Origin of the sequence: Marinovum sp. 2_MG-2023, assembly GCF_030548265.1 — a bacterium.
Classification (GTDB): Bacteria; Pseudomonadota; Alphaproteobacteria; order Rhodobacterales; family Rhodobacteraceae; genus Marinovum.
The window spans coordinates 136816-162441 of sequence record NZ_JAUOSD010000008.1; the positions used below are offsets into that span (position 1 = coordinate 136816).

Below are 25626 nucleotides of genomic sequence, written 5' to 3' on the forward strand. Positions count from 1 at the left end.
ACCGACGCCGGCCTTTCGGCTGCGCAATGAAGGCGCAGCCGAAGATTTTCACGCCGGTTTATGCGCCGTAAGGCACCCAGATGTTCTTGACCTCGGTCGCGGCATCAAGGAACGCACGACCCTCGCCCGAGGGGCCAAACCAGTCGCGCGCCTTGGCGTTGTTGACCCAGGTCCGTTTGAGGTTTGCCGCCGCCCCGCGTTCGATGTCCGCGGCGAGATCGGTCGAAGAAAAGCTCCAGACTGCATCGACGTCCATATGTTCGCTTAGGGTTTTGGCCAGCTCGCCATGTGATCCGGTCAGGATGTTGACCACACCGCCCGGCACATCAGAGGTTTCGAGGATCTGATAAAAATCACTTGCCGCCAGCGGAAAGGCTTCGGAGGCGACCAGCACACAGCGGTTGCCCATCGCCATCGCCGGACCCATGGCCGACACCAGCCCCAGAAGCGGCAGCGCATCATCACAGAGCGCGCCGATCACGCCCACGGGTTCGCGCATGGCCAATGCCACCGCGCGGACCGGCACATTATGCGCCTGACCGTCGAATTTGTCGGCCCATGCGGCATAGGTGAACAGGCGCTTAATCGAGGTTTCGACCTCTTTTGCGCCTTTCTTTCCGCCGGTCAGCGCGTCGATGCGCGCGGCAAATTCATCCGCCCGCGCCGACAGGTTTTCAGCGATGTAATACAGGATCTGCGCCCGCAAATGTCCGGTGGTCGCGCCCCAGGATGCCGCACCCTTGGCCGCTTCGACCGCGTTGCGCACATCCTTGCGATTGGCGAGGCTGGCATGGCCCAGCAACGCGCCCTTGGGGCCGTAAACCCCACGCGAATAACCGCCATCTGGTCGCGCCTGCTTGCCCCCGACATAGAGCTTTGCGGTGCGGTCCAGCGGGTCGACCGGCCCTTTGGTCCCGGCGAAGGCCACAACGGGATCTTGCGCCTTGGCCTCGTCCGCATCACGGGTATAGGCCGACATGCCTTCCCAACCGCCCTCGCGGCCAAAACCGCTTTCACGCACACCCCCGAAACCGGCGGCGGCATCGAACATATTGGTGCCGTTGATCCAAACCACACCGGCCACCAGTTTCGGCGCAATATCCAGCGCGACATTGATGTTCTCGCTCCACAGCGTCGCGGCAAGGCCATAGCGGGTGTTGTTGGCGATCTGCACCGCCTCTGCCGGGGTGCGAAAGGTGGTTCCGACCAGAACAGGCCCGAAAATTTCGTCCTGCATCAGCGTGTCACTGGGGTGCAGCCCGGTGATCAGCGTTGGCGGATAGAAACAGCCCTGCGCCGGCATGTCGACATTGGCGCGATAGGTCTCGCCGGCGGTATTGCCGTCCACCATCGCGGAAATCGTCTGGAGCTGCACCGGATCGACAATCGCACCGACGTCGATGCATTTGTCCAGCGGATTGCCCATCCGCAGCTTGTCCATCCGGGCGCGCAGACGGCTGTGGAACGTGTCGGCAATGCCTTCCTGCACGATCAGCCGCGAACCGGCGCAACAGACCTGGCCCTGATTGAACCAGATCGCATCGACCAGCCCCTCGACCGCGCTGTCGATATCGGCGTCTTCGAACACGATATAGGGCGATTTGCCGCCCAGCTCCAACGTCAGTGCCTTGCCGCTGCCCGCCGTCGCGGCGCGAATGGCACGGCCCACGGGGGTGGACCCGGTAAAGGCAATCTTGTCGATACCGGGGTGGTTGACGATGGCCTCACCAACCGCGCCATCGCCGGTGACGATATTGACGACACCCTTGGGCAGACCGGCCTGGGAGCAGATATCGGCGAACAGCAGTGCCGTCAGCGAGGTATATTCCGCCGGTTTCAGCACCACCGTATTGCCCGCCGCCAGCGCCGGGGCGATTTTCCATGCCAGCATCAACAGCGGGAAATTCCATGGGATGATCTGGCCACAGACGCCATGCGCGGTGCGGCCGGGCAGTTCAGAATCCATCAGTTGTGCCATGCCGGCGTGATAGTAGAAATGCCGCTGCGCCAAGGGCACGTCGATATCGCGGCTTTCGCGGATCGGTTTGCCGTTGTCCAGCGTTTCCAGCACCGCAAACAGCCGCGCATGCTTCTGCAACAGACGGGCAATGGCATAGAGGTATTTCGCCCGGCCATGCCCGCCCAGCCCTTGCCATTTGACTTGGGCCTTGCGCGCGGCGGCGACGGCATCGTCAATCTCGCTCGGGATGGCCTGGGTCAGATCGGCCAGCGTTTCGCCATTGGCGGGGTTTTTCGAGGTGAATTCGCCCCGTGCCGCGGTCCAGTCGCCATTGATGTACATGCCAAACCGGCTGCCCTGATCAACGATCCAGGCCAGTGCATCACCGGCGCTTTCGGGGGCGGGGCCGTATTCCATGGTTTCGAAAATCTCTTTCACACTCATTGCGGCGTTCCTTTCAGAACAGAGTAAATGATGTAGCCAATCCAGACAAACGCCAGACCCCAAAGCACATATTGCACCCAGGCGGATCGCCGGTGCAGCGCCGCATAGGCGCGAAGCTCATCCGGCAACCGGTCGTCAGGGGGTGGCAAGAACAGCGGATCAGGCCCAAGAAGGCGTTGCATCCGCGTCGGCAAGCCCCGCATGGCGCGGCGAATGCGCCGCCGGCGCCAATGCGAACTGCCAATGACAAGCATCGCAAACAGGGCAATTGCAGCGGTTTCCGGAGAGAGCTGCATGGCCTTAGCCTATTGCGTGGCGATAGCTGGCAGAATATCGCCCGGTCACGTGGTGTTCCAGTTGGCGTTCGATATCGCCCAGCAGGGACGATGCGCCAAAGCGGAACATGTCAGGCTGCAACCAGCGGTCGCCGAGCTCGTCTTTCATCAGCGCCAGATAAGTCAGCGAATCCTTGGCCTTGGAAATCCCGCCGGCGGGTTTGTATCCGACGCGCACGCCGGTGCGTTGATGGTATTCGCGGATTGCGCGGATCATCACCAGCGACACTGGCAGGGTGGCATTGACGCTTTCCTTGCCGGTCGAGGTCTTGATGAAATCGGCGCCGGCCATCATGCAAACCAGGCTGGCGCGGGCGACATTCTTCAACGTGCCCAATTCGCCAGTGGCCAGGATCGCCTTGACATGCGCCTCGCCACAGGCGGCGCGAAAGGCGCGCATCTCGTCATAAAGCGCCTGCCAATTGCCGGTCAGGACATGGCGGCGGGAAATCACGATGTCGATCTCGCGGGCACCGGCCTGGACGCTTTCATGGATCTCGGCCACGCGAAGGTGAAACGGCGACAATCCGGCGGGAAACCCGGTAGAGACCGCCGCGACGGGGATATTCGTGCCCTCCAACGCGGCGACGGCGGTGGCCACCATGTCGTGATAGACACAGATCGCGCCGGTGGTCAGCCCCTCCATCCCCAGTTCCTGAAGGATGTCGGCCCGCACCGGTTGGCGAGCCTTGGCACAGAGCCGCCGCACCCGGCCCTCGGTATCGTCGCCGGCCAATGTCGTCAGGTCGATGCAGGAAATGGCCCGGCAGAGCCAGGCCGCCTGATAGTCCTTTTTCACACTGCGCCGCCCCGGCAAGGTCGCCGCGCGGCGTTCGATGGCGGATCGGTTGGCCTCTACCCCCAGCACCCAGTCCAGGTCCAGCTCCATCCCGGGATTGCGTGGCTCAAATGTCTGGGGAAGATGTGTGGTGTCTTCTGCGGTTTTGGTCGTGGTTGCCATGGGCTCCCTCCCCCTTGGATCAATTGCTGCAACGGTGCCATGATGGCGCAGGGGCGGCAAGGGGTCGCTTTGCGGAAGGTCGCGGGCAGAGCGTGCGAAGGCGCGTGTAAGTCGGGGAGGCGGCGGGATTGTGGGAGGTTGGCGGGCCAGGTGCGCCAAGCCGCAGGAAAGATGGGGCAGTCCCCCAACCGCATGACAGATGGGGGCCAGCCCCCCAAACCCCCCGGGATATTTCTGGTCAGATGAAAGGTGGGTGGGCGTGTTCAGCGCACCCAGACCTCGACGCGGCGATTGGCCTGTTTGCCCCATGCGGTGTCATCACAGGCCATGGGCAGCGCTTCACCAAAGGCATCGGTTTCCACCACAACCCGGTCGAAATTGGCGGTTTCGGCGGCGGCAATCACGGCGTCGCGCACGGCAGCGGCGCGTTTCATCGCGATGTCGCGATTGCCGCTGGCGGGGCCGTCACCGTCGGAAAAACCGACAAACATCACGGATCTTGTGTCGTATTTGCCGGCCTCCAGCGCACGGGCCAATTGTTGGACATTGGAGCGGGATTGCGCATCCAGGAGTGCCGATCCGGCGCGAAACCGGAAAGAGGTCGACAGGCGCGCCCGTGTGCCAAGGGTGGTGACCATGCGTTTCAGTTCATCCAGGCTGGTTTCCGATCCGGCGGCAGAGATCGCATTGGCGAACCGATCGCCCTGGGCGTTGATCGCGACCTCTTCCGGGGCCTGATCCACAAAGCCGGCGCGGCGGATGACGATCTGGGCTGTGTCGGACCGGGTGAAGGTCAGGAAATCCCGTGCCAGTTTTGGCAAGCGGCGGGCGGGAAGATAGAGGAACATTGGCGCGGTCAACGGATAATCTTCGGTTTTGATCGCCAGCCGGGTGGCGCGCAGCTGAAACCCGCAGCGTCCCGACAGCAGCACCGGTTTGGCATTGCCGATTTCGGAAAAGCTGGCGATGCCAATGCCCAACACGTCATTGGCCACCGCGTCAGCCAGATCGCTGTTGGTGGCATGGCGGGTGATGTCATTCGCCAGCGACAGACGCGCGGGCGCCATCAGCCGATCCTGGACCGATTGGGCGATGCCGGATTGCGCATCCCGCAGATGCAGGACAATCGGCGCGTCCGGCCCGCCCAATTGCAGCCAATTGGTAATGCCACCGCCAAAGATCCGCGCCAGTTGGGCCGGGCTGATGGCCGCCATTGGATTGCGTGGCGACACGATTGGCACCATCGCGTCCAGCGCCAGCACCCGGCTGCGATTCGCCCCGGTCAGATCCCCCAAACCGACCTCGCGTGCATTGCGCACTTCGGAGGGGCGCACCTCGCGCAGGGACATGACGATGTCGCTGTCATCGGCCAGGAGATCGGCAAAGCCTTCGTTTGTGTTGGTGTTGTGAAAATGGAACAGCGCCTTGGTGTCGCCGCTTTCGCGGTCGCGCAGCGCATAGGTGAATCGCTCTGGTCCCGTGACCTGGCGCAGGGCTTGCAGGTCATTGCGCAGGGCGAAGGCCTCGATCAAGGCCGGCATCAGCACCTCTCCCATGGTGGCAGAGCCTGAAACTCGCATTTCGGCGACGTAAGCTTCGAGGTTGGGACATCCCGGCCCGTCGCAGCTTACCCCAGAGGCATCAATGGTGATTTCGCCATAAACCGTATCCAAACGATAGAATTCGCCGTCAAAGCCACGCAGCGTGCCTTCGATTTCGACGGCGCCGTCGAGCGATGTCAGGGTGACATCCTGTGCCGAGACCGCCGGAGCCAGGCCTGTCAGAAATAGGAAAAGTGCGGCGCAGAACGCCGCACATTGCTTGGTCATTTGGCTCGGCCCTCAGGTCGCTGTTCAGTTGCGGGCGACTTTCAGGTCTTGGAGCAAATTATTCAACACCAGAAAGTCACCAGAGGCATCACAGGCGGGCATATATAGCGTCAGATCATTGGTGCGCAGGGCTTGACCCGGTGTCAGCTGCAATGTTTGGGCATCAATTTCGCGGTCGCAATTGGCCGAGGTCACTTCTGCTTCGATCGAGAGGCCAATTTGGCCGTCAGTTTCGCTGGTGCGGGTGGGGAAGGTATAGATTTCCGCCATCAATGCCGCAGGCCCGGTGTCATGGCCGAAACGGGACAGGAAACCAGAGGTGCCATTGGCGGCATCCTTCATGTTGCCGGGGGCCCCGCTGAAGATATGGCCCTTGTCAAAATATGTCGCGCCAAATTCCAGCGCATGCAATCCAAGACCGGCATTGCCGTGCCATTGGACGACAACCCGGTCATAAAACGCCAACGTAGGCACGTCGATCTGGGCCACGGCGCCTTCGCCATTGGCAAAAGATGCGATGAACACTGCGTTTTCCGACAATGCGGGCACCCGCAGTTTGCTTTGGCCGTTGGCGTCGGTCAGCGCGTGAAACATCATGCCATTGTGATGCAGGGTAAATCGGGCATCGGGCAGGCAGCTGGCAGTGACCATCAGATCAGCCATGGCGGTTGGCGCCGGGTCCGCGGTCATGGTGATGTCACAGGCCGTCGATGGCACGCTGGCGGGGGCGGTGTCTGGCGTCACTTGCATGGGTGCGGCGGCGACCAGAATTCCGGCGGTGTCCTCGGGGGAGGTTTGAAACGGATTGGGCGCGTCAGCATCCTGCAACAGCGCGACTTCCAGCGGGGCTGGCTCGGCCTCCGGCTCGATTTGAAGTGCGGCGATTCGATCCTGTGGCAATGCGGCCGGGGGCGCGTCGTCGGGCAGGATCGCAGAAGATGTCGGCGTGACATTGGCCAGCCCAAGGGCGCTGGTAAGTTCGGAGACCGATGCGGTTTGCGGCAAGATCTGTGCCGTGCTCAGGTCGGCGGTGTGATTGGAATTGGGTGATGTGGCGTTGGCCGGTGTGTTGGCCTGTGCTTTGGCGGGCGCGTTGACCCGTGCGATGGCTTCGGCGTGCCGCAGCTGATCCGCAGCGGGGTGACCGCCGAAGTTCTGCATGACAAACCCGATGGCAAAGATCGCCGCCCCACTGCCAAGCGCCAGAGTGGCCCGGTTGACCGGGATACCGCGCAGCGTGGATTTGGCACCGCCCTTTTTTGCACCAGATGCGCCGCCGGTGGCTTTGCCATGAGCAAATTTGCCCAGGGGCATCGCGCCCAGCGTCAGTTTGCCTTTGGGCAGCTTGGGCAATGTGCCAGTGATGATTTTACCGAACCGAAGTTTCATCTTTTACTCCACACCCGTCGTCGGGATTTTCCGCAGACTGATATGGTGGAAGAACGGGGCAGAGATGCGGCGGTTACGCGGAGAGATTCGGACGATTGTCGCCACAATTTTCGCATTTGCACCACAATCCGGCGGTTATGCGGGTATTGTTCCCGCCGCCTTCACAAATCGTGAAAGCAAAAAGGCCGGACAATCCGCCCGGCCTTTTGCAAAATCAATTGTCGTTTATGCGGTCAAACGCGACCGTGGCAATGTTTGAACTTCTTGCCGGATCCGCAGGGGCAAAGTTCGTTGCGGCCGGGAGTGCCCCAGGTGGTGGGATCATTTTCGTCAAAGCCCGGCAATGCCCCGTCTTCTCCGGCGGCGGCGATCGCCTCGCCTTGGGGTTGAGCCGGCGCTTCGGGTTCGGGGGCGGCCTGACCAACGGGCTGGGCCTGTTGTTCCAGCTCTTTCTGCGCCGCCTGCTGTGCCTGGATCTGGCGCATCAATTCGGCCTGCTCCTCTTGCGACATCGGGCGGATCTGGGCGAGCTTCTGGCTGACTTCCTCGCGCAGGCTTTCCAGCATGGTTTCGAACAGTTGGAAGGCCTCGTTCTTGTATTCATTCAACGGGTCGCGCTGGGCGTATCCGCGGAACGCCACAACCGAGCGCAGATGTTCAAGCGTCAGAAGGTGCTCGCGCCATTTGCCGTCGATGGTCTGTAGAAGCACCTGCTTTTCGATGTTGCGCATGGTTTCAGGGCCGAATGCGGTGGCCTTTTGCGCCATGTATTTGTCGCTCTCGTCTTCCAGACGCTCGCGCATGACCTCTTGGTCAACACCTTCTTCGTCGGCCCAGTCACGCAACGGCAGATCCATGCCAAGATACTGGATCGCAGCGCCCTGAAGCCCCTCGATGTCCCATTGATCGGCATAGGATTTTGGCGGCAGATATTGATCGACCAGCTCGTCGATCACATCGTGACGCATGTCGCGCACAATCTCGGAGAGATCTTCGGCTTCCATGATCTCGCGGCGTTGGGAGAAGATCACCTTGCGCTGATCGTTCATCACGTCATCGAATTTCAGAAGCTGTTTGCGGATGTCAAAGTTGCGCCCTTCGACCTTGGCCTGGGCGCGTTCCAGCGATTTGTTCACCCAAGGGTGTTCGATCGCCTCGCCCTCTTTCATGCCAAGGGTGTTGAGCACCTTGTCCAGACGTTCAGAGCCGAAAATCCGCATCAGGTCATCGTCAAGCGACAGGAAGAAGGACGACCGCCCCGGATCGCCCTGCCGACCCGAACGACCGCGCAGCTGGTTGTCGATGCGGCGGCTTTCGTGGCGTTCGGTGGCCAGCACATAAAGCCCGCCCGCATTGATGACCGCTTCTTCGTCTGCGGTGTGGCCCTCTTCGATCCGTTGCCGGATCTCTTCGGGGTCGGCATCCGGGGCGGCGGCAATGGCATCCATGATCTTGAATTCGACGCTGCCGCCCAATTTGATGTCGGTGCCTCGCCCGGCCATGTTGGTGGCGATGGTCACAGCGCCCAGTTTACCGGCATCGCCGACGATCTGGGCCTCTTGTTCGTGCTGGCGCGCGTTCAAAACATTGTGTTTCAACCCGGCCTGGGTCAGCGCCTGGCTCAGCATTTCCGATTTTTCGATCGAGGTGGTGCCGACAAGCACCGGCTGGCCCCGTTCATGTGCGGCCTTCACCTCTTCGATGACTGCCTTGTATTTTTCTTCCGCCGAGCGGAACACCTTGTCGTCTTCGTCGACGCGGGCAATGCCCTTGTTGGTCGGGATTTCGACGACGCCAAGACCATAGATTTCGGCAAATTCCTCGGCTTCGGTCACGGCGGTGCCGGTCATGCCGGACAGACGACCATAGAGCCGGAAATAGTTCTGAAAGGTCACGCTGGCCAATGTGACGTTTTCGGGTTTGATTTCGCAGCCTTCTTTTGCCTCGATCGCCTGGTGCAGGCCATCGGACAGACGGCGCCCGGACATCATCCGCCCGGTGAATTCGTCAATCAGCACGATTTCATTGTCGCGAACAATGTAATCCTTGTCCTTCTGGAACAGCTTGTGGGCGCGCAGCCCCTGATTGACGTGGTGCACCACGGTGGTGCTTTCCGGATCATAAAGCGACTGCCCCTCGGGCAGCAGCGTATGGGCCCGAAGCTGGTTTTCCAGATATTCGTTGCCCTCGTCGGTAAAGGTGACGTTGCGGGTCTTTTCGTCGATGGTGTAGTGATCTTCGCTCAGCAACGGGATCAGCTTGTCTATGGTCTGATAGAGGTCGCTGCGATCCTCGGCCGGGCCGGAAATGATCAGCGGGGTCCGCGCTTCGTCGATCAGGATGCTGTCGACCTCATCCACCACGGCAAAGTTATGTCCGCGCTGGAACATATCCTTCAGCTCGGATTTCATGTTGTCCCGCAGGTAATCAAACCCAAGCTCATTGTTCGTCGCATAGGTGACGTCGCAATTATACGCGTCGTGTTTTTCCTGTTCGGATTGCCACGGATAGACCACACCAGTGGTCAGCCCCAGCGCGCCATACACCTTGGACATCCATTCGGCGTCACGTTTTGCAAGGTAATCGTTGACCGTCACGATATGCACGCCCTTGCCGGTCAGCGCATTCAGATAGGCCGGGAAGGTCGCCACCAGCGTTTTGCCTTCGCCGGTCTTCATTTCGGCGATATTGCCCTGATGCAGGAAAATCCCGCCCAGAAGCTGCACGTCAAAGGCCCGCAGGCCCAGCGCCCGTTTGGCGGCCTCGCGGCAATTGGCAAAAGCCTCCGGCAGGAGGTCATCCAGGCTCTCGCCGCCCTTGGCGCGATCGGCCAGATCCTTGGTCTTTTGTTTCAGACCGTCATCTGTCAGCGCCTCGAACTCGGGCTCCAGCGCGTTGATCTTGTCGACCAGCGGGCGGGTCGCCTTGATCTTGCGGTCGTTCGGCGTTCCAAACACCGATCTGGCGATTTTTCCAAAGCCCAGCATAATCTCTCCGTCGAATAATGCGCAAATCTGCGTGTGCCCGCCTTGCCCGTCATCGCCGCAACCCATATGGATTTGGGGAAACAGGTGCCCGGCTGGACAAAAGCGATGTAAGGGCCACCCCAAGCAGTGTCAACGTCGCCCATGGTTGCGGCAATGATTGAAGGAACAGATGATGTTGAAATGCCTTAAATCCACGGTCTTTGCGGCGCTCCTTGCCGTTCCGGCATATGCAGAGCAGCACAGCGCCCCAACTGCCGATACGGTGGTGGCAACGATCAATGGCACCGAAGTGACCCTGGGTCACATGATCATGATCCGCGCCAGCCTGCCGGAACAGCTGAAGCAATTGCCCGATGACGTGCTTTGGGATGGTATCCTGGACCAGATCATTCAGCAGACCGTTTTGGTGCAATCCGGCCCCGATACGGTCTCTGCGCGGGTGGCCATGGCGCTGGACAACGAAGAGCGCGCGCTGCGCGCGGCGGAACATGCGCAATCGGTGATGGATGGCGCGATCAGCGAAGCGGCCATCGCCGCCGCTTATGCGGACAGCTACGAAGGCGCGGACCGCGGTGTTGAATTCAATGCCTCGCACATTCTGGTGGAAACCGAAGAAGAGGCTGCCGATCTGGTGACTCGCGCCCGTGACGGCGAAGATTTCGCGGAACTGGCCAAGGCCCATTCGACCGGTCCCTCTGGCCCCAACGGCGGCAACCTGGGTTGGTTCGGCGAAGGCATGATGGTGCCGGAATTCGAAAATGCAGTCAAAGACATGGGCAAGGGCGATATTTCCGAGCCGGTGCAGACGCAATTCGGCTGGCACGTGATCAAATTGAATGACACCCGCGTGCAGGAAGCACCGGAGCTGGAGGCCGTGCGCGGCGAATTGGAAGAAAAGGTGCGCAACCAGGCCCTGGAGGCCGAGCTGGACGCTTTGACCGACGCAGCAGAGGTCACGCGCACCGAAAAGGAAGAAATTGACACGGCAATTCTGAAAAACCTCGATCTTATCGGACAATAAATCATGGCCAAATCGCTCAAAGTATCGCCTCTCGCCCCTGCAAAGTTTCCGGATCTGCCGGTGATTGGCGGGGTCACTTTCGCCGCGACGGAGGCCGGGGTGCGATACGCCGGGCGCAAGGATGTGATGCTGGCGCTGCTGGCACCGGGTACGGCGGTGGCGGGGGTCTTTACCCGCTCCGCCACCCGCTCGGCGCCGGTGCTGGATTGTCAGGCCAAACTTGGCGGCGACCCTGCCGCCGGGGCGGCGATCCTGGTCAATGCAGGCAATTCCAACGCCTTTACCGGGCGGCATGGTGACGAATCGGTTGCGGCAATTTGCAACGCTGTTGCCGCAACAACCGGCTTGCCCCAGGCGCGGGTCTTTACCTCGTCCACCGGCGTGATCGGGGAACCCCTGCCGCATGACCGGATCATCACCGTGCTCGACCAATTGGCCAGCAGCCAGACCGATGCCGGGATCGCGGACGCGGCCCGGGCCATCATGACGACAGACACCTACCCCAAGGGCGCGGCGCGTGACGTTGAGGTCGGCGGCCAAAAGGTGCAGATCGCAGGTATCGCCAAAGGCTCTGGCATGATCGCGCCCGATATGGCGACGATGTTGGTGTATATCTTTACGGATGCCAAAATCAGCCAGGCGGAATTACAGGGCATGGTCTCGGAATTGACCGACCTGACCTTCAACTGCATCACCGTCGACAGCGACACCTCCACGTCCGACTCGCTGCTTCTGGCGGCAACCGGGGCGTCGGGGGTGGATGTGTCCGACAATGCGACCTTCAAAGAGGCGCTGTTCGAGGTGATGATGGACCTGTCGCATCAGGTCGTGCGCGACGGCGAGGGCGCAACCAAATTCGTTCAAATCGACGTGACCGGCGCGGCCAGCGACGCCGAGGCCCATACCCATGCCATGGCCATTGCCAACTCACCTTTGGTCAAGACCGCCATCGCGGGCGAAGATCCCAACTGGGGCCGGGTTGTCATGGCGATCGGCAAAAGCGGCGCGGCGGCGGATCGCGACCTGATCACAATCCGTTTTGGCGATGTGCTGGTGGCGGACAAGGGCTGGGTCTCGCCCGAGTATCGCGAAGAGCAGGCTGCGGCACATATGAAAGGCGAACACATCCGTATTGCGGTGGATCTTGGCCTCGGATCTGGCGCCCGTCGGGTCTGGACCTGTGATCTGACCCACGGCTATATCGACATCAACGCCGATTACCGGTCCTGAACGGGCCCTTCTTCTGTTTCCAAATATCCCGGGGAGCGCGAGGGGCTGGCCCCTCGCTCTGTCCGGTCAACGAATCGCGGTATTATGAAAAACATTGTTCTCGTGTCTGCCGTTGCCCTGATTGATCGCGATGGTCGTGTCCTTTTGGCGCAACGCCCGGAAGGCAAATCCATGGCCGGGCTTTGGGAATTCCCCGGCGGCAAGGTCGAGCCCGGCGAAACCCCGGAAGCGGCCCTGATCCGTGAATTGCACGAGGAGCTGGGCATAGACACCTGGGCCTCCTGTCTTGCTCCGTTGACCTTTGCCAGCCATTCTTATGATGATTTCCATCTCTTGATGCCGCTGTTTGCCTGCCGGAAATGGCAGGGCGTGCCCCAACCACAAGAGGGCCAGACATTGAAATGGGTGCATGCCAACGCCCTGCGGGATTACCCGATGCCGGCGGCGGATATCCCGCTGATCCCGATCTTGCGGGACTGGTTGTAAAGTCTCTCTCACCCGATTGGCGCTGTCGTTCGGCCAAATGATTAATATTTCCGCGCACATGCGGATATTTGCGCAGTGCTTCCGCGGATTTTAGCTCGACTTTAATGCTTTTTGTCGTAATCTGTTTACAATGGCATTGGGGAGAGAAAAATGCTGAGAACCATCACTCTGGGCAAGTATATTGCCGTTCAGGGCATATTCGTAAGTGAATTGTCCGATGGCCGAATCGCGGTTCGCGATGGGGCCCGCGTTTATGAAGGTCGGCCGGTTTCGTCCAAAACCGCCTGAACCGCGGAAACGCAAGAATACCGAATCTATTGCGCGACACTCACCACGCAAAATTCACCGCGCAAAACGAGGAAGGGGCAGAGCAATCTGCCCCTTTTTCCTTGTCTACCTCTCGGACAATTTTCGCGGGCAAGAACCTGACCTCAAAGAAAAGCGGCCCGAAATCCAGGATTTCGGGCCGCTAAATGTTTCGATCCTCCCCCGCATGTCGCGGGGGTCGGATGTAAACGCAGATTGGGTCGATTAATCGAGCTGGCGCTCGACCTCGGTGCGTTCAAAGATTTCGATGACGTCATCGGCGCGGACATCATCATAGTTCTCAAACGCCATGCCGCATTCCTGGCCGGATTGCACTTCGGCAACCTCGTCCTTGAAGCGCTTCAGCGTTTTCAGCGTCCCTTCGTGGATCACCACATCGTCGCGCAGCAGGCGTACCCCGGCGGAGCGGCGTGCCACCCCTTCGGTGACCAGACAACCCGCGACCTTGCCGACGTTGGAGACTTTGAAGACCTCTTTGATCTTGGCATAGCCGATGAAGTTTTCGCGAACCTCTGCCGACAACAGACCCGATGCCGCAGCTTTCACATCGTCCACAAGGTCATAGATCACGCTGTAGTAGCGGATTTCCACGCCCTTCTGGTTGGCGGTGTTGCGGGCCGATGCATTGGCCCGGACGTTAAAGCCCAGAACCGGCGCGCCGGACGCTTCGGCCAGGCCGATGTCGCTTTCGGTGATCGCACCCACACCATAGTGCAGCACGCGCACGCGCACCTCTTCGTTGCCGATCTTTTCCATCGCCTGAACGATGGCTTCGGCAGACCCCTGCACATCGGCTTTGACCAGAATCGGCAGCTCGGAGACGTTTTCGTCTTCCTTGGCCTTGGCCAAAAGCTGATCCAGCGTGGTGGCCGCACCGGCAGCCGCGCGTTTGTCCTTGGCCGCTTGCTCGCGGTAGGACGCGATTTCACGCGCTTGCGATTCGGTGCTGACAACGTTCAGAACGTCACCGGCTTCGGGTGTGCCATTCAGGCCCAAAACCTCGACCGGGACCGATGGTCCGGCTTCGGTAATGCGGTCGCCCGTGTCGCTGATCAGCGCGCGGACCTTGCCCCATTGTTCGCCCACGACGAAGATATCGCCCTGTTTCAGCGTCCCGTTCTGGACCAGAACCGTTGCGACAGGGCCGCGGCCCACATCCAGCTGGGCCTCGATCACGGCACCCATGGCGGCGCGATCAGGGTTGGCTTTCAGTTCCAGAATTTCAGCCTGAAGCGCGATGGCCTCAAGCAATTCAGGCAGGCCCTGGCCAGTGATGGCCGAGACTTCGATGTCCTGCACGTCACCCGAAAGCTTTTCGACAATCACTTCGTGTTGCAGCAGATCGGTGCGCACCTTGTCCGGGTTCGCAGCAGGTCTGTCACATTTGTTGATTGCGACAATCATCGGAACTTCGGCAGCTTTGGCGTGGTTGATCGCCTCGATCGTCTGCGGCATCACGGCGTCATCCGCCGCAACCACCAGCACAACAATATCCGTGACCTGGGCCCCGCGTGACCGCATCGAGGTAAAGGCCGCGTGACCCGGCGTGTCGAGGAACGACAGAACTGCGCCGTCCTTTGTTTCGACCTGATAGGCGCCGATATGCTGGGTGATCCCGCCGGCTTCGCCCGACACCACTTTGGTGTTGCGGATCGCATCCAGAAGCGAGGTTTTGCCGTGGTCGACGTGGCCCATGATGGTGATGACAGGCGGACGACCTTTCAGGTCTTCTTCCTTGTCTTCCACTTCCTTGATCACGTCTTCGACGTCAGCATCAGAGACCCGGACCATCTTGTGGCCGAATTCTTCGATGATCAACTCGGCTGTGTCGGCGTCCAGAGGTTGGTTCTGGGTGACCATCATGCCCATGTTCATGAGCGATTTGACCACGTCAGCCACACGTTCCGCCATGCGGTTCGCCAATTCGGATACCACAATGGTTTCCGGAAGTTTGACTTCGCGCACAACCTTTTCACGCTCGACCTGACCGCCCATCGCCTTTTGACGTGCGCGTTCCTGTTTGCGTTTCATGGCCGCCATCGACCGCTGCCGTCCGCCTTCGCCACCAGTCAACGCCTGGTTCACGGTCAGCTTGCCGGAGCGACGGCTGTTGTCGCCGCGGTTCTTGTTGCGGTTCTGACGGTCTTGATCTTTGTCAGGCGCGCGCTGCTCCACCTTTTTGGCGGGGGCAACTTTGGCGCGGGCATCGTCAGGGGCAGGGGAGGGGTCAGCAGCCTGTTTGGCTGCGGCCTTGGCGGCCTCTTCGGATTCGCGGCGCTTGCGCTCTTCTTCCTCGGCTTTCGCCTTGGCTTTGGCTTCGGCCTCGCGTTGCTCGGCTTCCTTGGCCTCGGCTTCGGCGCGGCGGCGCTCACGTTCTTCTGCGCGGGCCTTTTCGGCTGCTGCGCGCTGCGCGGCTTCTTCGCCTTCGCGGGCCTTGGCGGCCTGAACCGCCTTCAGCCGACGTTCCATTTCGGCATCGGTGATCCCGGCCGGGCGTCTGCCCGGACCCGCACCGCCGCCTGCACCCACCGCTGCGGGTTTGGCTGCGCCGGGTTTGGGCACGACAACGCGCTTACGCTTGGTTTCCACCACGACGTTCTTGGTCCGGCCATGGCTGAAGCTCTGCTTCACATTTCCCGCACGGGGGCCGCTACGCACACCAAGGGTCTTTTTGCCGTCATTATCGCTCATAAAGCTCTATTTTCCTTTCCGGCGGCCGCTGCCACCGTCGTCATTCACGCGCAAATTTTTTAATCTTGCGGCTTCCTCTACTACACGTTCCGTGAGTCCACCAGACGCGAGCGCGCCATGTATCACAGTTTGTCGTCCAAAAGCCAATCCTAACTCACCCGCCGTGAGCCAGCCGATATAGCTGCCACCATAGGGTGTGCTCAGTTTGGTCTTGCCGCGTTCCGATCCGTCACTTGCCTGGATCAGAACCTCGGCCTCGTCTTTCATCAGCCAGTCCTTGACCTTTTCATAGCCTGCTACCGCGCCGCCGCCCTTGCGGGCCAGTGAGATCAAATCGACCACACGGCGCGCAAGCTGGCGTTCCACTTCCTGTACCAGACCGTCCGGCACCTGAACCGGTTGCTTGGCGCTGCGCGAAAACAGCTTTTTGTCCGCCGCTTTTGTCACAGCGGCGCGCGTTGCCAGAACCCAAATACCACGCCCGGGCAAACGCCCCAGAATATCGGGCACCACCTGGGCCTCGGGGCCGACCACAAAACGGATCATCTCGGCCTTTGGCCGCACCTCGCCGGTGGCGATGCATTTGCGTTTCGGCCCGGTGGTCCCGGTGTCCTGCTCCGACTCTATAGAGTCTTGTACCTTATCTACCTTGTCGGCGTCACTGGTCATGTTCGGTTCTCGCGCCCTGGACCTTTAGTCCCGGGCCTCCTCCGCCACGTCAGCATCCGCTTCGTCAGTCTCTTCTGCGTCGTCTTCTGTGGTTTCCAGCTCAGCCGGATCAACCCAACCCAATTCGATTCTGGCGGTCATCACCAGCGCCTGGGCTTCTTCCAGCGACATATCAAATGGTTCCAGCAGGCCGTCATCCTTGACCCGTTCACCGTTATCGGTGGTCCAGCCGCCGGCCAATTCCCAATCGGCACAGGTTGCAAAATCTTCCAGCGTCTTGATGCCGTCCTTGGCCAGAACTTCAACCATTTGGGGTGTCAGACCCTCAAAGTCAATAAGGCTGTCTTCGGCACCCAGTTCGCGGGCTGTTTCCAGCGCCTTGCGGGCCTGTTCTTCCAGGAACTCACGGGCACGGGTTTGCAGTTCCGATGCGGTGTCTTCGTCGACGCCATCAATCACCAGAAGTTCGTCAACTTCGACATAGGCCACTTCTTCGAGGTTGGTGAACCCTTCCGAGACCAGGAGCTGGGCAAAGAATTCGTCCAGATCCAGGTTGTCCATGAACAATTTGGTGCGGGCTTCGAATTCGGCCTGACGACGTTTGGATTCTTCTTCCTCGGTCATGATGTCGATATCAAGACCGGTCAGCTGCGAGGCAAGCCGCACGTTCTGGCCGCGACGCCCGATGGCGAGGCTCAGCTGTTCGTCGGGCACCACAACTTCGATGCGCTCGGCTTCTTCGTCCAGAACAACCTTGGTCACTTCTGCCGGTTGCAGCGCGTTCACAAGGAAGGTCGGCTGATCTTCGTTCCAGGGGATGATGTCGATCTTTTCGCCCTGAAGCTCGTTCACCACCGCCTGAACCCGGCTGCCGCGCATACCAACGCAGGCACCGACCGGGTCGATCGAGCCGTCATAGGAAATCACGGCGATTTTCGCGCGCGAGCCCGGATCACGGGCCACGGCCTTGATCTCGATGATGCCGTCATAGATTTCCGGCACTTCCATCTTGAACAATTCGGCCATGAATTCCGGTGCGGTCCGCGACAGGAAGATCTGCGGGCCGCGGGCCTCGCGGCGCACGTCCTTGATGAAACAGCGGATGCGGTCGTTCGGGCGATAGCTCTCGCGGCCGATCTTTTCGTTGCGGCGCAGGATTGCTTCGCCCCGGCCCACGTCGACGATGACATTGCCGTATTCTTCGCGCTTGACCTGACCGTTGATGATGGTGCCGGCGCGGTCCTTGAATTCTTCGTACTGACGGTCACGTTCCGCTTCGCGCACCTTTTGCAGGATCACCTGCTTGGCGGATTGCGCGGCGATCCGGCCCATTTCGACCGGCGGCACTTCTTCGACGAATTGCTCGCCTACCTTGGGATCGGCCATATATTGTTTGGCCTGAGTGACGGTCATCTCAGCCTGATAGTTTTCCAGCTCTTCTTCTTCGACCACGGTGCGCACACGGGTGAATGTGGCGCGACCGGTCTTGCGGTCGATATGGACGCGGATGTCCATTTCGCTGCCGTAGCGCGACTTGGCGGCCCGGGCGAGGGATTCCTCCATCGCTTCGACGACCAGACCGGGGTCGATCATCTTTTCGCGCGCCACCGCTTCGGCGGTTTGCAGCAGCTCAAGCTGGTTGGCTGAGGTGATTGCCATGAGTATTACTCCCCTTCGCGAGACTCGTCGGTCTCGATATCGTCAAGTTTGGTCTCGTCGGCGGCGCCGTCGTCGCCACCGGCGGCTTTGCGCTGGCGCAGCATTTCGCGGATCAGATCGTCGGTCAGCAAAAGTTTGGCATCGCTCAGCCAATCGAATTTCAGGCCAAGTGTCACGGTATCCTCGCCCTCGGACGAGCCTTCGACATTCACCAGAACCTCGTCGCCTTCGACGCCGGCCAGCTCACCCTTGAAGCGGCGGCGACCGTCAATCAGCTCGGAGGTTTCAAGCTTGGCCTCCCAGCCTTCGTAGGTTTCAAAGTCCTTCAGCCGGGTCAGCGGACGGTCGATGCCGGGGCTTGAGACCTCAAGCGCATAGGAATCGAGAATCGGGTCTTCGACATCCAGAACCGCGCTGATCGCAGTCGAAATATCGGCGCATTCATCGACCTCGATGCCGCCGGTCGGGCGTTCGGCCATGATTTGCAGCGTTTGGGTTTTGCCGCTCATCAGGCGAATCCGAACCAGTTCGAATCCCATATCCTCGATCACCGGGCTGATGATCTCGGCGAGGCGGCGGTCAATCGCGGCTTTGGCGATCAGTGTATTGGACAAAATGTCACTCATGCGGGTCCTGTGGGTCCTGCCATCGGGCACAAAAAAACGGGCGCGCGGCCCGTCGAAATTTCCCGGTGGTGCTTCAGGTCTGGCCCGACGCGCCGCTATTAATGGGGCATATACGCTCTGACACCGCTTGACGCAAGGGGCTAGGCGCGGCTTTGCGTCAAAACAGGAAATCCGCATCTTCTTCTTCGGCCTCGGGGGTGTCATCGGTCTCGCCTTCCTTGGGGGGGACCGCGTTGGCCAAAAGAAAATCCAGCAGGTCCGAAAAGGCGCCGCTTTCGTCGCTGGTTTGGCCTTGCTCGGTCGGGCCAGACTTCGCCGGGGCCGGCTCTGGGGTGGTGTCCGGGGGGCTGTCTTGTTCGTCAGGGACTTGCGCCTCGGGTGTTGGTGCGGTGGCTTCGGATTTGGACATCAGGCCCGACAATGCGGCAAAGAATTTCGACTTGGACGACGACGTTACGTCGGTTTCGTGATCAGTCTCAGTCTCAGTCTCAGTCTCAGTCTCAGTCTCAGTCTCAGTCTCAGTCTTTGGCGTGTCCGGCTCAGAGCTTTGGTCCGGTGTGGTTTCTGTGTCGTCTTCTGGGGATGTGTCCGGCTCGGCCACGGAGTCGGGCGCAGAATCGGGTACGGGCTGCGGATTTGGCGTTGCGGTGGGGTCGGTCTCTTGATCCGGTTCGGCTTCGGCGGTGTCGTCTGGCTCTGTCTCATCTGCCTGCGACTCTGATTCGGGCGTAGAGACAATGTCGAACCCGGCGTCCTGCAATTCGGCCACCACCACGTCGTTGATGTCGTCCATGCGGGCAATCACGCGCGGATCGATTCCCGCGGGCGGCGCAATATCCGTGGGCACAGGTTCGCCGTAAAGCGCGGTGTATTGCACCATTCCGGCCAGATAATAGAGCGTTTCCGTGCCGTGCGGCGCTGAATCGACATAGAGATCCGCAATCGACAAATCCCCAAGAACACCGTCCTCTTGCAGCAATTCCGACAGGATCGACCCCACCGGCAGGACCGTGACATTGGCATCGGGATCGGCGTCATTGATCCCATCTGCCAGCGTGTCGTACCAATCCAGATAGGCCCCTTGGTTATAGGCGTAATACTCTTCGATAATGCTGTCTGCCGCGCCCAGATCATCGGTGAAATAGGCCATGTCGGCCCAGCCCTGATAGATGAAAACCTCTGCACCCGGCTGGGCAGTGGTCAGGTCGGCGACGATTTCCTGGGTTGCCACAAGTGGCGAAATGTCATCGCCATAGTAATTGGCATCAGGTGACTGATCCTGAATGAAATTTGCCGGGGCAATGGTAATGACATCAAAGTCGACATCTTCAAATGCGGTGTCATCGGCATTCCAGGCGGAATTGACGCCGGCAAAACCCCAGCCCGATTGCGTGCCGTCGGCCTCGGCGAATTGGCGCAGGAAACCGAAACTGCCATTGACCGCATAACCATGCCCAGCCGCATCGGCAAAGTAATCCACCCAATGCGGAACATTGGTGTGCGGCCCACCTGTGTGATTGATCAGGGAGTTGCCGAGAATGTAATGATTAACCTGTGACGGCATAAAGCAATCCCATACCTAACGATCATTCCGGTTGCCGCGGATACGGTGCAATTCTTTTCCGCGTCCCGTTTCACCCTGCTTCATAATGTGCCGTGATTTGGCGTGTTGGTTCCGGCGCGCACCATCAGAGCTTTTGGATTTTTGCGTTTCAAGGTTAATCAAACGTAAACTTTTCAAATTCGATTGAATTTTCCCGGGCGCTCGTATCAATGGGCCAGCGGCGCAGAACCGCGAATCGCGGCGCTTTGAAGGGCGGAAATAATCGGCCAACCCCTTGACACTTCACTGAACTTGCGCCGCGATGAGGACGACTTTCGTCGGGGGTGTTTTTTGCCGCGAAGCCTGCCAAAAAAAAAGGCAGATGCGGATAAGTCCCCTGAAATTTTTGGATAAAACCGTCAAATTGGCCTGTCGGTGTGAAACAAGCACAAGACAGGCCGGATTGTGGCGGCTAGGGTCATAACCATGAATGACACATCGACCTTTGACGAAATGTGGGGCCGCGACGACGTTTTGCGGCGCCCCTACCGGAATTTCAACGCCTGGTTCGATGTCGAAGACCCCAAGCGTCTTCGAGCGAAGCAGCGAGAAGCGGAAGAGCTGTTCCGGCTGACCGGGATCACCTTTAACGTCTACGGCCGGGCCGAGGCGGAAGAACGGTTGATCCCCTTTGACATCATCCCGCGCATTATTGCTGGCCAGGAGTGGCAGAGACTCTGCCGTGGCATCGAGCAGCGGGTGCGCGCGATCAACGCCTTTTTGCATGACATCTATCATGGTCAGGAAATCATCAAAGCCGGGCGTATCCCGATCGAGATGATCGCCAATAACGAGGCATTTCTGCCCCAGATGATGGGGGTCGATCCGCCGGGCGGCATCTATACCCATATTGTCGGGATTGATTTGGTGCGCACCGGCGATGATCAGTTCTATGTGCTGGAGGATAACGCCCGCACGCCGTCCGGGGTCAGCTATATGCTGGAAAACCGCGAGACGATGTTGCGGATGTTCCCGGAATTGTTCTCGCAAAACCGCGTGCAACCGGTCCAGAGCTATCCGACGGATTTGCGTCGTTCGCTTGCGGCCTGTGCGCCGGCCAAGGCGGGTGGGTCGCCGACGGTCGCGGTGTTGACGCCGGGGATCTATAACTCGGCCTATTACGAACATGCGTTCCTTGCGGATCAAATGGGGGTCGAGCTGGTCGAAGGCCACGATCTTCAGATTGTGGATGGTCGCGTCGCGATGCGCACCACCCAAGGATACAAGCCGATTGATGTGATTTATCGCCGGATTGATGATGATTTCCTTGATCCGCTGAACTTCAATCCCGAAAGCCAGCTGGGCGTGCCCGGCATCATGGATGTCTATCGCAGCGGCGGGATCACCATTGCCAACGCGCCGGGCACCGGTATTGCCGATGACAAGGCGATTTACAGCTATATGCCGGAAATCGTTGAGTTTTACACCGGCGAGCGGCCTTTGTTGGAAAATGTGCCGACCTGGCGCTGTTCGGACAAGGACTCGCTTGCCTATGTGCTCGACAACCTTGCGGATCTGGTGGTCAAAGAGGTGCATGGCTCTGGCGGCTATGGCATGTTGATTGGCCCGACGTCCAGCAAGCGGGAACTGTCGGAATTCCGTCAGAAGCTGATTGCGCGTCCCGGCAATTACATTGCGCAGCCCACTTTGGCGTTGTCGACGGTGCCGATTTTTTCGCGGGCGGGGCTTGCGCCGCGCCACGTGGATTTGCGGCCCTATGTGCTGGTCAGCCCCGAGGGCATTCGCATCACGCCCGGTGGATTGACGCGGGTGGCACTGAAAAAAGGCTCATTGGTGGTCAATTCCTCGCAAGGCGGCGGAACCAAGGACACCTGGGTGTTGGAGGACTGATGCTCGGCAAGACGGCAAACGGTCTATATTGGATGTTCCGCTATCTTGAGCGAGCAGAAAATACTTCACGGCTGGTGGAAACCGGCGAACGCATTGCCCTGACACGGCTGGGCGCTACGGATTCCGAATGGCGATCGGTGCTGCAAACCGCCGGTTCCATCGAAGCCTTTGACGAAAAACACGAAACCACCACCAAAGAAGCCGCAATTGATTGGTTGCTGCGGTCGCCGGACAATCCGTCCTCGGTGTTGTCGGCGATCAAGGCCGCGCGCCAGAACGCGCGTCTGGTGCGCACCGCCCTGACACATGAGGTCTGGGAGGCAACCAACAGCGCCTATATCGACGCGAAAACGGTCCTTGCCCGGGCGGTGCCCGCGCGCGATCTGCCCCAGGTTCTGGGGGCGATTCGGCAGAAAACGGCATTGGTACGGGGCGCGACCCACGGCACGATGCTGCGCAATGACATCTATGATTTTGCCCGAATCGGCACATTTCTGGAACGGGCGGACAACACCGCGCGCATTCTGGACGTAAAATATTACGTCCTGTTGCCATCGGTCATGTCTGTGGGGTCGTCAATCGACAACATGCAGTGGGAAACCATCCTGCGGTCGGTGTCGGCCCGTGGCGGGTTCCGCATGAGCTATGGCAGCACCCTGCACCCCCGCGACATTGCCCAATTCCTGATTCTGGATGGGCGCATGCCCCGCAGTCTTGGGTTTTGTGTGTCCAAGATCCGCGGCAACCTCGACTATCTGGCCAAGAATTATGACATTCATCCGCCATCTTGCGAAAATGTTGCGCGTATCGAACAGGATTTCCTGAATATGGATATTGATGCGATCTTTCGGTTTGGGTTGCATGAATTCATACAAAAGATCCTTGGGCATTTCAGCGCGCTGGGCGCGCAAATTGAAATAGATTTCAGGTTTTCGGAGTGAATATATGCGACTGAAAATCACCCACACGACGCGCTATCGGTTTGATACCCCTGTGGTTTACGGATTGCAGCAATTGCGCAATATGCCGAAATCCAGCCACAATCAGGAGGTTGTGAGCTGGACCACCCAGATCGAGGGCGGTCACGAGGAGCTGAGCTTTGAGGACCATCACAACAATACCGTGACCCTGATCAATCTGGACAAGGACATCGAAGAGGTGGTGATGCATTCCACCGGCGAGGTCGATATCCATGAAAATCACGGGGTTGTTGGCCCTCATCCCGGTCCGTCGCCGCTTTGGATGTATGCGCGGGTCACACCGCGCACCCGTGCGGGCGTCGGTGTCCGCGAGCTGGTGACTGGGCTGGAAGGTGACAGTGACCTTGATCGGCTGCATTGGCTCATGGGGCTGATCTATGACCGGGTTGAATACAAGACCGGGTCGTCCGATTCGGCCTGGAATGCCGAGCAGGCGATCGAGGCCGGAACCGGCGTCTGTCAGGATCACGCCCATATCTTCCTGGCGGGGGCCCGTGAAATGGGGCTGCCTGCGCGTTATGTTTCGGGCTATTTGATGCTGGATCACACCACCGAACAGGATGCCATGCATGCCTGGGCCGAGGCCCATGTTGAAGGGCTTGGCTGGGTTGGTTTCGATGTTTCGAACAAACAATCGCCGGATGAACGTTACGTGCGGGTTGCGACAGGGCTTGATTATTCCGATGCCGCGCCTGTAACAGGCACGCGTATCGGTGGCGGCCAAGAGGCGCTGGCGGTCGAAATCGCCATCGCCCAATCGGGGGCGCAAAGCCAGTTTCAGCAGTAAAGGCCCCGTCTGATGACCTATTGTCTCGCCATGTTGCTTGATCGCGGCATCGTTTTCATGTCCGATACCCGGACCAATGCCGGGCTCGACAATATTTCGACCTTTCGCAAGATGAACATCTGGGAAACCCCCGGCGAACGGTCGATCACCCTGTTGAGTGCCGGCAATCTGGCAACGACCCAGGCGGTTGTGTCGCTGTTGGATGAACGCACCAAGGCGCATGATGATCGCAATCCCAAGCTGTTGGAATTGCCATCAATGTTTCAGGTCGCGCGGCTGGTGTCCGATACCCTGCGCGAGGTGATCAGCGAACATGAAATGGCGGGCCAGAACGCAAGCTCGGGGTTCAACGCCACGATGCTTCTGGGCGGCCAGATCAAGGGCGGGCCACCCCGGTTGTTCCTGATCTATCCAGAGGGCAACTTTATCGAGGCTGGCACCGACACCCCGTATTTCCAGATGGGTGAAACCAAATATGGCCGCCCGATCCTGGTGCGGGCGTTTGATCCGGCGATGGACTTTGGCGATGCGATGCGGCTGATGCTTGTCAGCTTTGATTCGACGGTCAAGGCCAATCTGTCGGTCGGCGCGCCGTTCGATTATCATTTCTATGACACCGACAGCATGAAAACCGGCCTGGTGGGGCGGATCGAGCTGGAAGACCCGCGATTCCAACAAATCAGTCAGGGCTGGGGCGATGCGTTGAAAAACGCGCTCGACAGCTTGCCGCGCTTCGAGCTCTGAGCCAAGCCAAATGCCAATTGGGGGCGCTTACGCCCCCAGTTTGCCTGCCGATTCCTTGATGGCGTCATATTGGCCCGAGGGCCGGAACCGCCAGAGGTAATCCGACAACACGGCTTCGGTGGCGGTGGGGCGAATGCCCAGATCGCTCAGGCCCTTGGCCCCGCCGGACACCACATTGTCGGTTTTCAGCGATTTCACCTGATCACGGGTCAGGATGCCATTGTGGAACAATCCCAGCGTCAGGCTGGATGCGGCGTCAAATCCCCAGGCCATCATGTGCGCCACGCCAAACGGCACGTTCAGGATCAGCTTGCGACGGCGGATCACAGTCAGCATTTCCTGCATCAACGCGCGGAAGGTCGCGACCTCTGGCCCGCCAAGCTCGTAAACGCCGCTGGCCTCGCCCTTCACGCCCATGACCGCGGCTTTTGCGACGTCATCAACATAGACCGGCTGAAATTTCGTGTCCGCCCCCACAACCGGCAGAACCGGCCCCAGACGTGACATGCTGGCAAAGCGGTTAAAGAATCCGTCTTCTTGCCCGAACATGATCGAAGGGCGCAGGATCATGGCATCCGGCATATGCGCCAGCACCGCGGCCTCGCCTTCGGCCTTTGTACGTTGATAGTCGCTATCGGCCGCGGCGTCGGCACCAATGGCCGAGGTATGAACCATGCGGTCCACACCGGTTTCCGCCGCGATGCGGGCGATACGTTCCGCGCCTTCGACCTGAACCGCGTCAAAATTGTTGCGGCCCTTGGCGTCGAATGTGCCGACACAGTTCACCACCGCATCGGCGCCCTGCATCACCGCCCGCACAGAGTTGTCATCGCGAATATTGCACAGCACAGGCTCGACCTGACCGACCGCGCCATAGGGGCGAACAAACATCGCCTCATTCGGGCGACGGACCGCCACACGGACGCGCCAGCCCTCTTTGGCCATGCGTCGCGCAATGTATCGGCCCAAAAAGCCGGAACCGCCGTAGATCGTGACCAGTTTGGACATGGGAGCCTCGTGTTTTCTGTGTCTTTACAGGGAATATCG

Annotated in this window: 20 protein-coding genes; 8 read left to right on the plus strand and 12 right to left on the minus strand. The window is 59.8% G+C overall.

From position 1 onward, the window contains the following. Positions 1-58: 58 nt before the first annotated feature. The 6 genes from Q4577_RS11565 to secA form a co-directional block, all read right to left on the minus strand. A complete protein-coding gene (locus tag Q4577_RS11565; RefSeq protein ID WP_303468132.1) occupies positions 59-2404 on the minus strand; it encodes an aldehyde dehydrogenase family protein in 2346 nt (781 codons plus the stop codon). After that, complete coding sequence (locus tag Q4577_RS11570; RefSeq protein WP_303468133.1) at positions 2401-2700, minus strand: hypothetical protein; 300 nt, start codon at positions 2698-2700, stop codon at positions 2401-2403. Before Q4577_RS11570 ends, Q4577_RS11565 begins: the two co-directional genes overlap by 4 nt. 4 nt (positions 2701-2704) lie before the next feature. Continuing rightward, the gene (gene deoC / locus Q4577_RS11575) at positions 2705-3700 is read right to left on the minus strand and encodes a deoxyribose-phosphate aldolase (protein ID WP_303468134.1); all 996 of its coding nucleotides are present in this window, start codon (positions 3698-3700) and stop codon (positions 2705-2707) included. Positions 3701-3963: 263 nt separating this feature from the next. Continuing rightward, positions 3964-5529 carry a phosphate ABC transporter substrate-binding/OmpA family protein gene (locus Q4577_RS11580; RefSeq protein WP_303468136.1) on the minus strand — a complete coding sequence of 522 codons (1566 nt, stop codon included), beginning with the start codon at positions 5527-5529 and terminating at the stop codon, positions 3964-3966. Positions 5530-5553: 24 nt separating this feature from the next. Continuing rightward, a complete protein-coding gene (locus tag Q4577_RS11585) occupies positions 5554-6918 on the minus strand; it encodes a hypothetical protein (protein ID WP_303468137.1) in 1365 nt (454 codons plus the stop codon). 233 nt (positions 6919-7151) lie between these two features. Beyond that, entirely contained in the window at positions 7152-9905 is a 2754-nt protein-coding gene (gene secA, locus Q4577_RS11590; RefSeq protein WP_244690994.1) for a preprotein translocase subunit SecA, read from the minus strand. Positions 9906-10074: 169 nt separating this feature from the next. Between secA and Q4577_RS11595 the strand changes: the two genes are divergently transcribed. The 4 genes from Q4577_RS11595 to Q4577_RS11610 all read left to right on the plus strand — a co-directional run bounded on the left by Q4577_RS11595 (position 10075) and on the right by Q4577_RS11610 (position 12930). Next, the gene (locus Q4577_RS11595; protein ID WP_303567612.1) at positions 10075-10926 is read left to right on the plus strand and encodes a peptidylprolyl isomerase; all 852 of its coding nucleotides are present in this window, start codon (positions 10075-10077) and stop codon (positions 10924-10926) included. Positions 10927-10929: 3 nt separating this feature from the next. Continuing rightward, positions 10930-12156, plus strand: coding sequence for a bifunctional glutamate N-acetyltransferase/amino-acid acetyltransferase ArgJ (gene argJ / locus Q4577_RS11600; protein WP_303468140.1), 1227 nt, complete (start codon positions 10930-10932; stop codon positions 12154-12156). A gap of 84 nt (positions 12157-12240) precedes the next feature. Then, on the plus strand, positions 12241-12642 hold the full coding sequence (gene mutT, locus Q4577_RS11605; RefSeq protein WP_244690991.1) for an 8-oxo-dGTP diphosphatase MutT: 402 nt from the start codon (positions 12241-12243) through the stop codon (positions 12640-12642). Positions 12643-12792: 150 nt separating this feature from the next. Next, a complete protein-coding gene (locus Q4577_RS11610) occupies positions 12793-12930 on the plus strand; it encodes a hypothetical protein (protein WP_244690990.1) in 138 nt (45 codons plus the stop codon). Positions 12931-13173: 243 nt separating this feature from the next. Here the strand turns inward: Q4577_RS11610 and infB are convergent, their stop codons facing one another. From infB to Q4577_RS11635, 5 genes are all read right to left on the minus strand, one after another. Beyond that, positions 13174-15660, minus strand: coding sequence for a translation initiation factor IF-2 (infB, locus tag Q4577_RS11615; RefSeq protein WP_303468143.1), 2487 nt, complete (start codon positions 15658-15660; stop codon positions 13174-13176). A gap of 6 nt (positions 15661-15666) precedes the next feature. Beyond that, positions 15667-16329, minus strand: a complete 663-nt coding sequence (locus Q4577_RS11620; protein WP_303468145.1) for an RNA-binding protein — start codon at positions 16327-16329, stop codon at positions 15667-15669. Positions 16330-16353: 24 nt separating this feature from the next. Next, on the minus strand, positions 16354-17988 hold the full coding sequence (gene nusA, locus Q4577_RS11625) for a transcription termination factor NusA (protein ID WP_303468147.1): 1635 nt from the start codon (positions 17986-17988) through the stop codon (positions 16354-16356). 5 nt (positions 17989-17993) lie between these two features. After that, complete coding sequence (gene rimP / locus Q4577_RS11630; RefSeq protein ID WP_303468421.1) at positions 17994-18602, minus strand: ribosome maturation factor RimP; 609 nt, start codon at positions 18600-18602, stop codon at positions 17994-17996. Between the two features lie 169 nt (positions 18603-18771). After that, positions 18772-20178 (minus strand): hypothetical protein, encoded by a 1407-nt coding sequence (locus Q4577_RS11635; RefSeq protein ID WP_303468148.1) that lies wholly within the window; start codon positions 20176-20178, stop codon positions 18772-18774. Between the two features lie 465 nt (positions 20179-20643). Here Q4577_RS11635 and Q4577_RS11640 point away from each other — a divergent pair, with 465 nt between their 5' ends. Genes Q4577_RS11640 through Q4577_RS11655 form a run of 4 tightly spaced genes read left to right on the plus strand, consistent with a single transcriptional unit; the run spans position 20644 to position 24579 of the window. Next, positions 20644-22068 carry a circularly permuted type 2 ATP-grasp protein gene (locus Q4577_RS11640; RefSeq protein ID WP_303468149.1) on the plus strand — a complete coding sequence of 475 codons (1425 nt, stop codon included), beginning with the start codon at positions 20644-20646 and terminating at the stop codon, positions 22066-22068. After that, positions 22068-23009: an alpha-E domain-containing protein gene (locus tag Q4577_RS11645; RefSeq protein WP_244690987.1), complete on the plus strand. Its 942-nt coding sequence runs from the start codon at positions 22068-22070 to the stop codon at positions 23007-23009. Before Q4577_RS11640 ends, Q4577_RS11645 begins: the two co-directional genes overlap by 1 nt. A gap of 4 nt (positions 23010-23013) precedes the next feature. Continuing rightward, positions 23014-23835, plus strand: a complete 822-nt coding sequence (locus Q4577_RS11650) for a transglutaminase family protein (protein ID WP_303468151.1) — start codon at positions 23014-23016, stop codon at positions 23833-23835. 12 nt (positions 23836-23847) lie between these two features. Then, complete coding sequence (locus Q4577_RS11655) at positions 23848-24579, plus strand: peptidase (RefSeq protein WP_244690985.1); 732 nt, start codon at positions 23848-23850, stop codon at positions 24577-24579. Positions 24580-24606: 27 nt separating this feature from the next. On the opposite strand, the gene Q4577_RS11660 is transcribed toward Q4577_RS11655, so the two are convergent. Continuing rightward, on the minus strand, positions 24607-25587 hold the full coding sequence (locus Q4577_RS11660; protein WP_303468153.1) for a complex I NDUFA9 subunit family protein: 981 nt from the start codon (positions 25585-25587) through the stop codon (positions 24607-24609). Between the last annotated feature and the right edge of the window lie 39 nt (positions 25588-25626).

What these genes read in the sequence shown, in the direction of transcription:
- Q4577_RS11595 (WP_303567612.1), top strand. Translation starts at nt 10,075, where the DNA reads ATGATGTTGAAATGCCTTAAATCCACGGTCTTTGCGGCGCTCCTTGCC.
- nusA (WP_303468147.1), bottom strand. Translation starts at nt 17,988, where the DNA reads ATGGCAATCACCTCAGCCAACCAGCTTGAGCTGCTGCAAACCGCCGAA.
- deoC (WP_303468134.1), bottom strand. Translation starts at nt 3,700, where the DNA reads ATGGCAACCACGACCAAAACCGCAGAAGACACCACACATCTTCCCCAG.
- Q4577_RS11635 (WP_303468148.1), bottom strand. Translation starts at nt 20,178, where the DNA reads ATGCCGTCACAGGTTAATCATTACATTCTCGGCAACTCCCTGATCAAT.
- Q4577_RS11585 (WP_303468137.1), bottom strand. Translation starts at nt 6,918, where the DNA reads ATGAAACTTCGGTTCGGTAAAATCATCACTGGCACATTGCCCAAGCTG.
- infB (WP_303468143.1), bottom strand. Translation starts at nt 15,660, where the DNA reads ATGAGCGATAATGACGGCAAAAAGACCCTTGGTGTGCGTAGCGGCCCC.
- Q4577_RS11640 (WP_303468149.1), top strand. Translation starts at nt 20,644, where the DNA reads ATGAATGACACATCGACCTTTGACGAAATGTGGGGCCGCGACGACGTT.
- Q4577_RS11580 (WP_303468136.1), bottom strand. Translation starts at nt 5,529, where the DNA reads ATGACCAAGCAATGTGCGGCGTTCTGCGCCGCACTTTTCCTATTTCTG.
- Q4577_RS11565 (WP_303468132.1), bottom strand. Translation starts at nt 2,404, where the DNA reads ATGAGTGTGAAAGAGATTTTCGAAACCATGGAATACGGCCCCGCCCCC.
- Q4577_RS11570 (WP_303468133.1), bottom strand. Translation starts at nt 2,700, where the DNA reads ATGCAGCTCTCTCCGGAAACCGCTGCAATTGCCCTGTTTGCGATGCTT.
- Q4577_RS11620 (WP_303468145.1), bottom strand. Translation starts at nt 16,329, where the DNA reads ATGACCAGTGACGCCGACAAGGTAGATAAGGTACAAGACTCTATAGAG.
- Q4577_RS11655 (WP_244690985.1), top strand. Translation starts at nt 23,848, where the DNA reads ATGACCTATTGTCTCGCCATGTTGCTTGATCGCGGCATCGTTTTCATG.
- argJ (WP_303468140.1), top strand. Translation starts at nt 10,930, where the DNA reads ATGGCCAAATCGCTCAAAGTATCGCCTCTCGCCCCTGCAAAGTTTCCG.
- Q4577_RS11650 (WP_303468151.1), top strand. Translation starts at nt 23,014, where the DNA reads ATGCGACTGAAAATCACCCACACGACGCGCTATCGGTTTGATACCCCT.
- mutT (WP_244690991.1), top strand. Translation starts at nt 12,241, where the DNA reads ATGAAAAACATTGTTCTCGTGTCTGCCGTTGCCCTGATTGATCGCGAT.
- Q4577_RS11610 (WP_244690990.1), top strand. Translation starts at nt 12,793, where the DNA reads ATGCTGAGAACCATCACTCTGGGCAAGTATATTGCCGTTCAGGGCATA.
- secA (WP_244690994.1), bottom strand. Translation starts at nt 9,905, where the DNA reads ATGCTGGGCTTTGGAAAAATCGCCAGATCGGTGTTTGGAACGCCGAAC.
- Q4577_RS11660 (WP_303468153.1), bottom strand. Translation starts at nt 25,587, where the DNA reads ATGTCCAAACTGGTCACGATCTACGGCGGTTCCGGCTTTTTGGGCCGA.
- Q4577_RS11645 (WP_244690987.1), top strand. Translation starts at nt 22,068, where the DNA reads ATGCTCGGCAAGACGGCAAACGGTCTATATTGGATGTTCCGCTATCTT.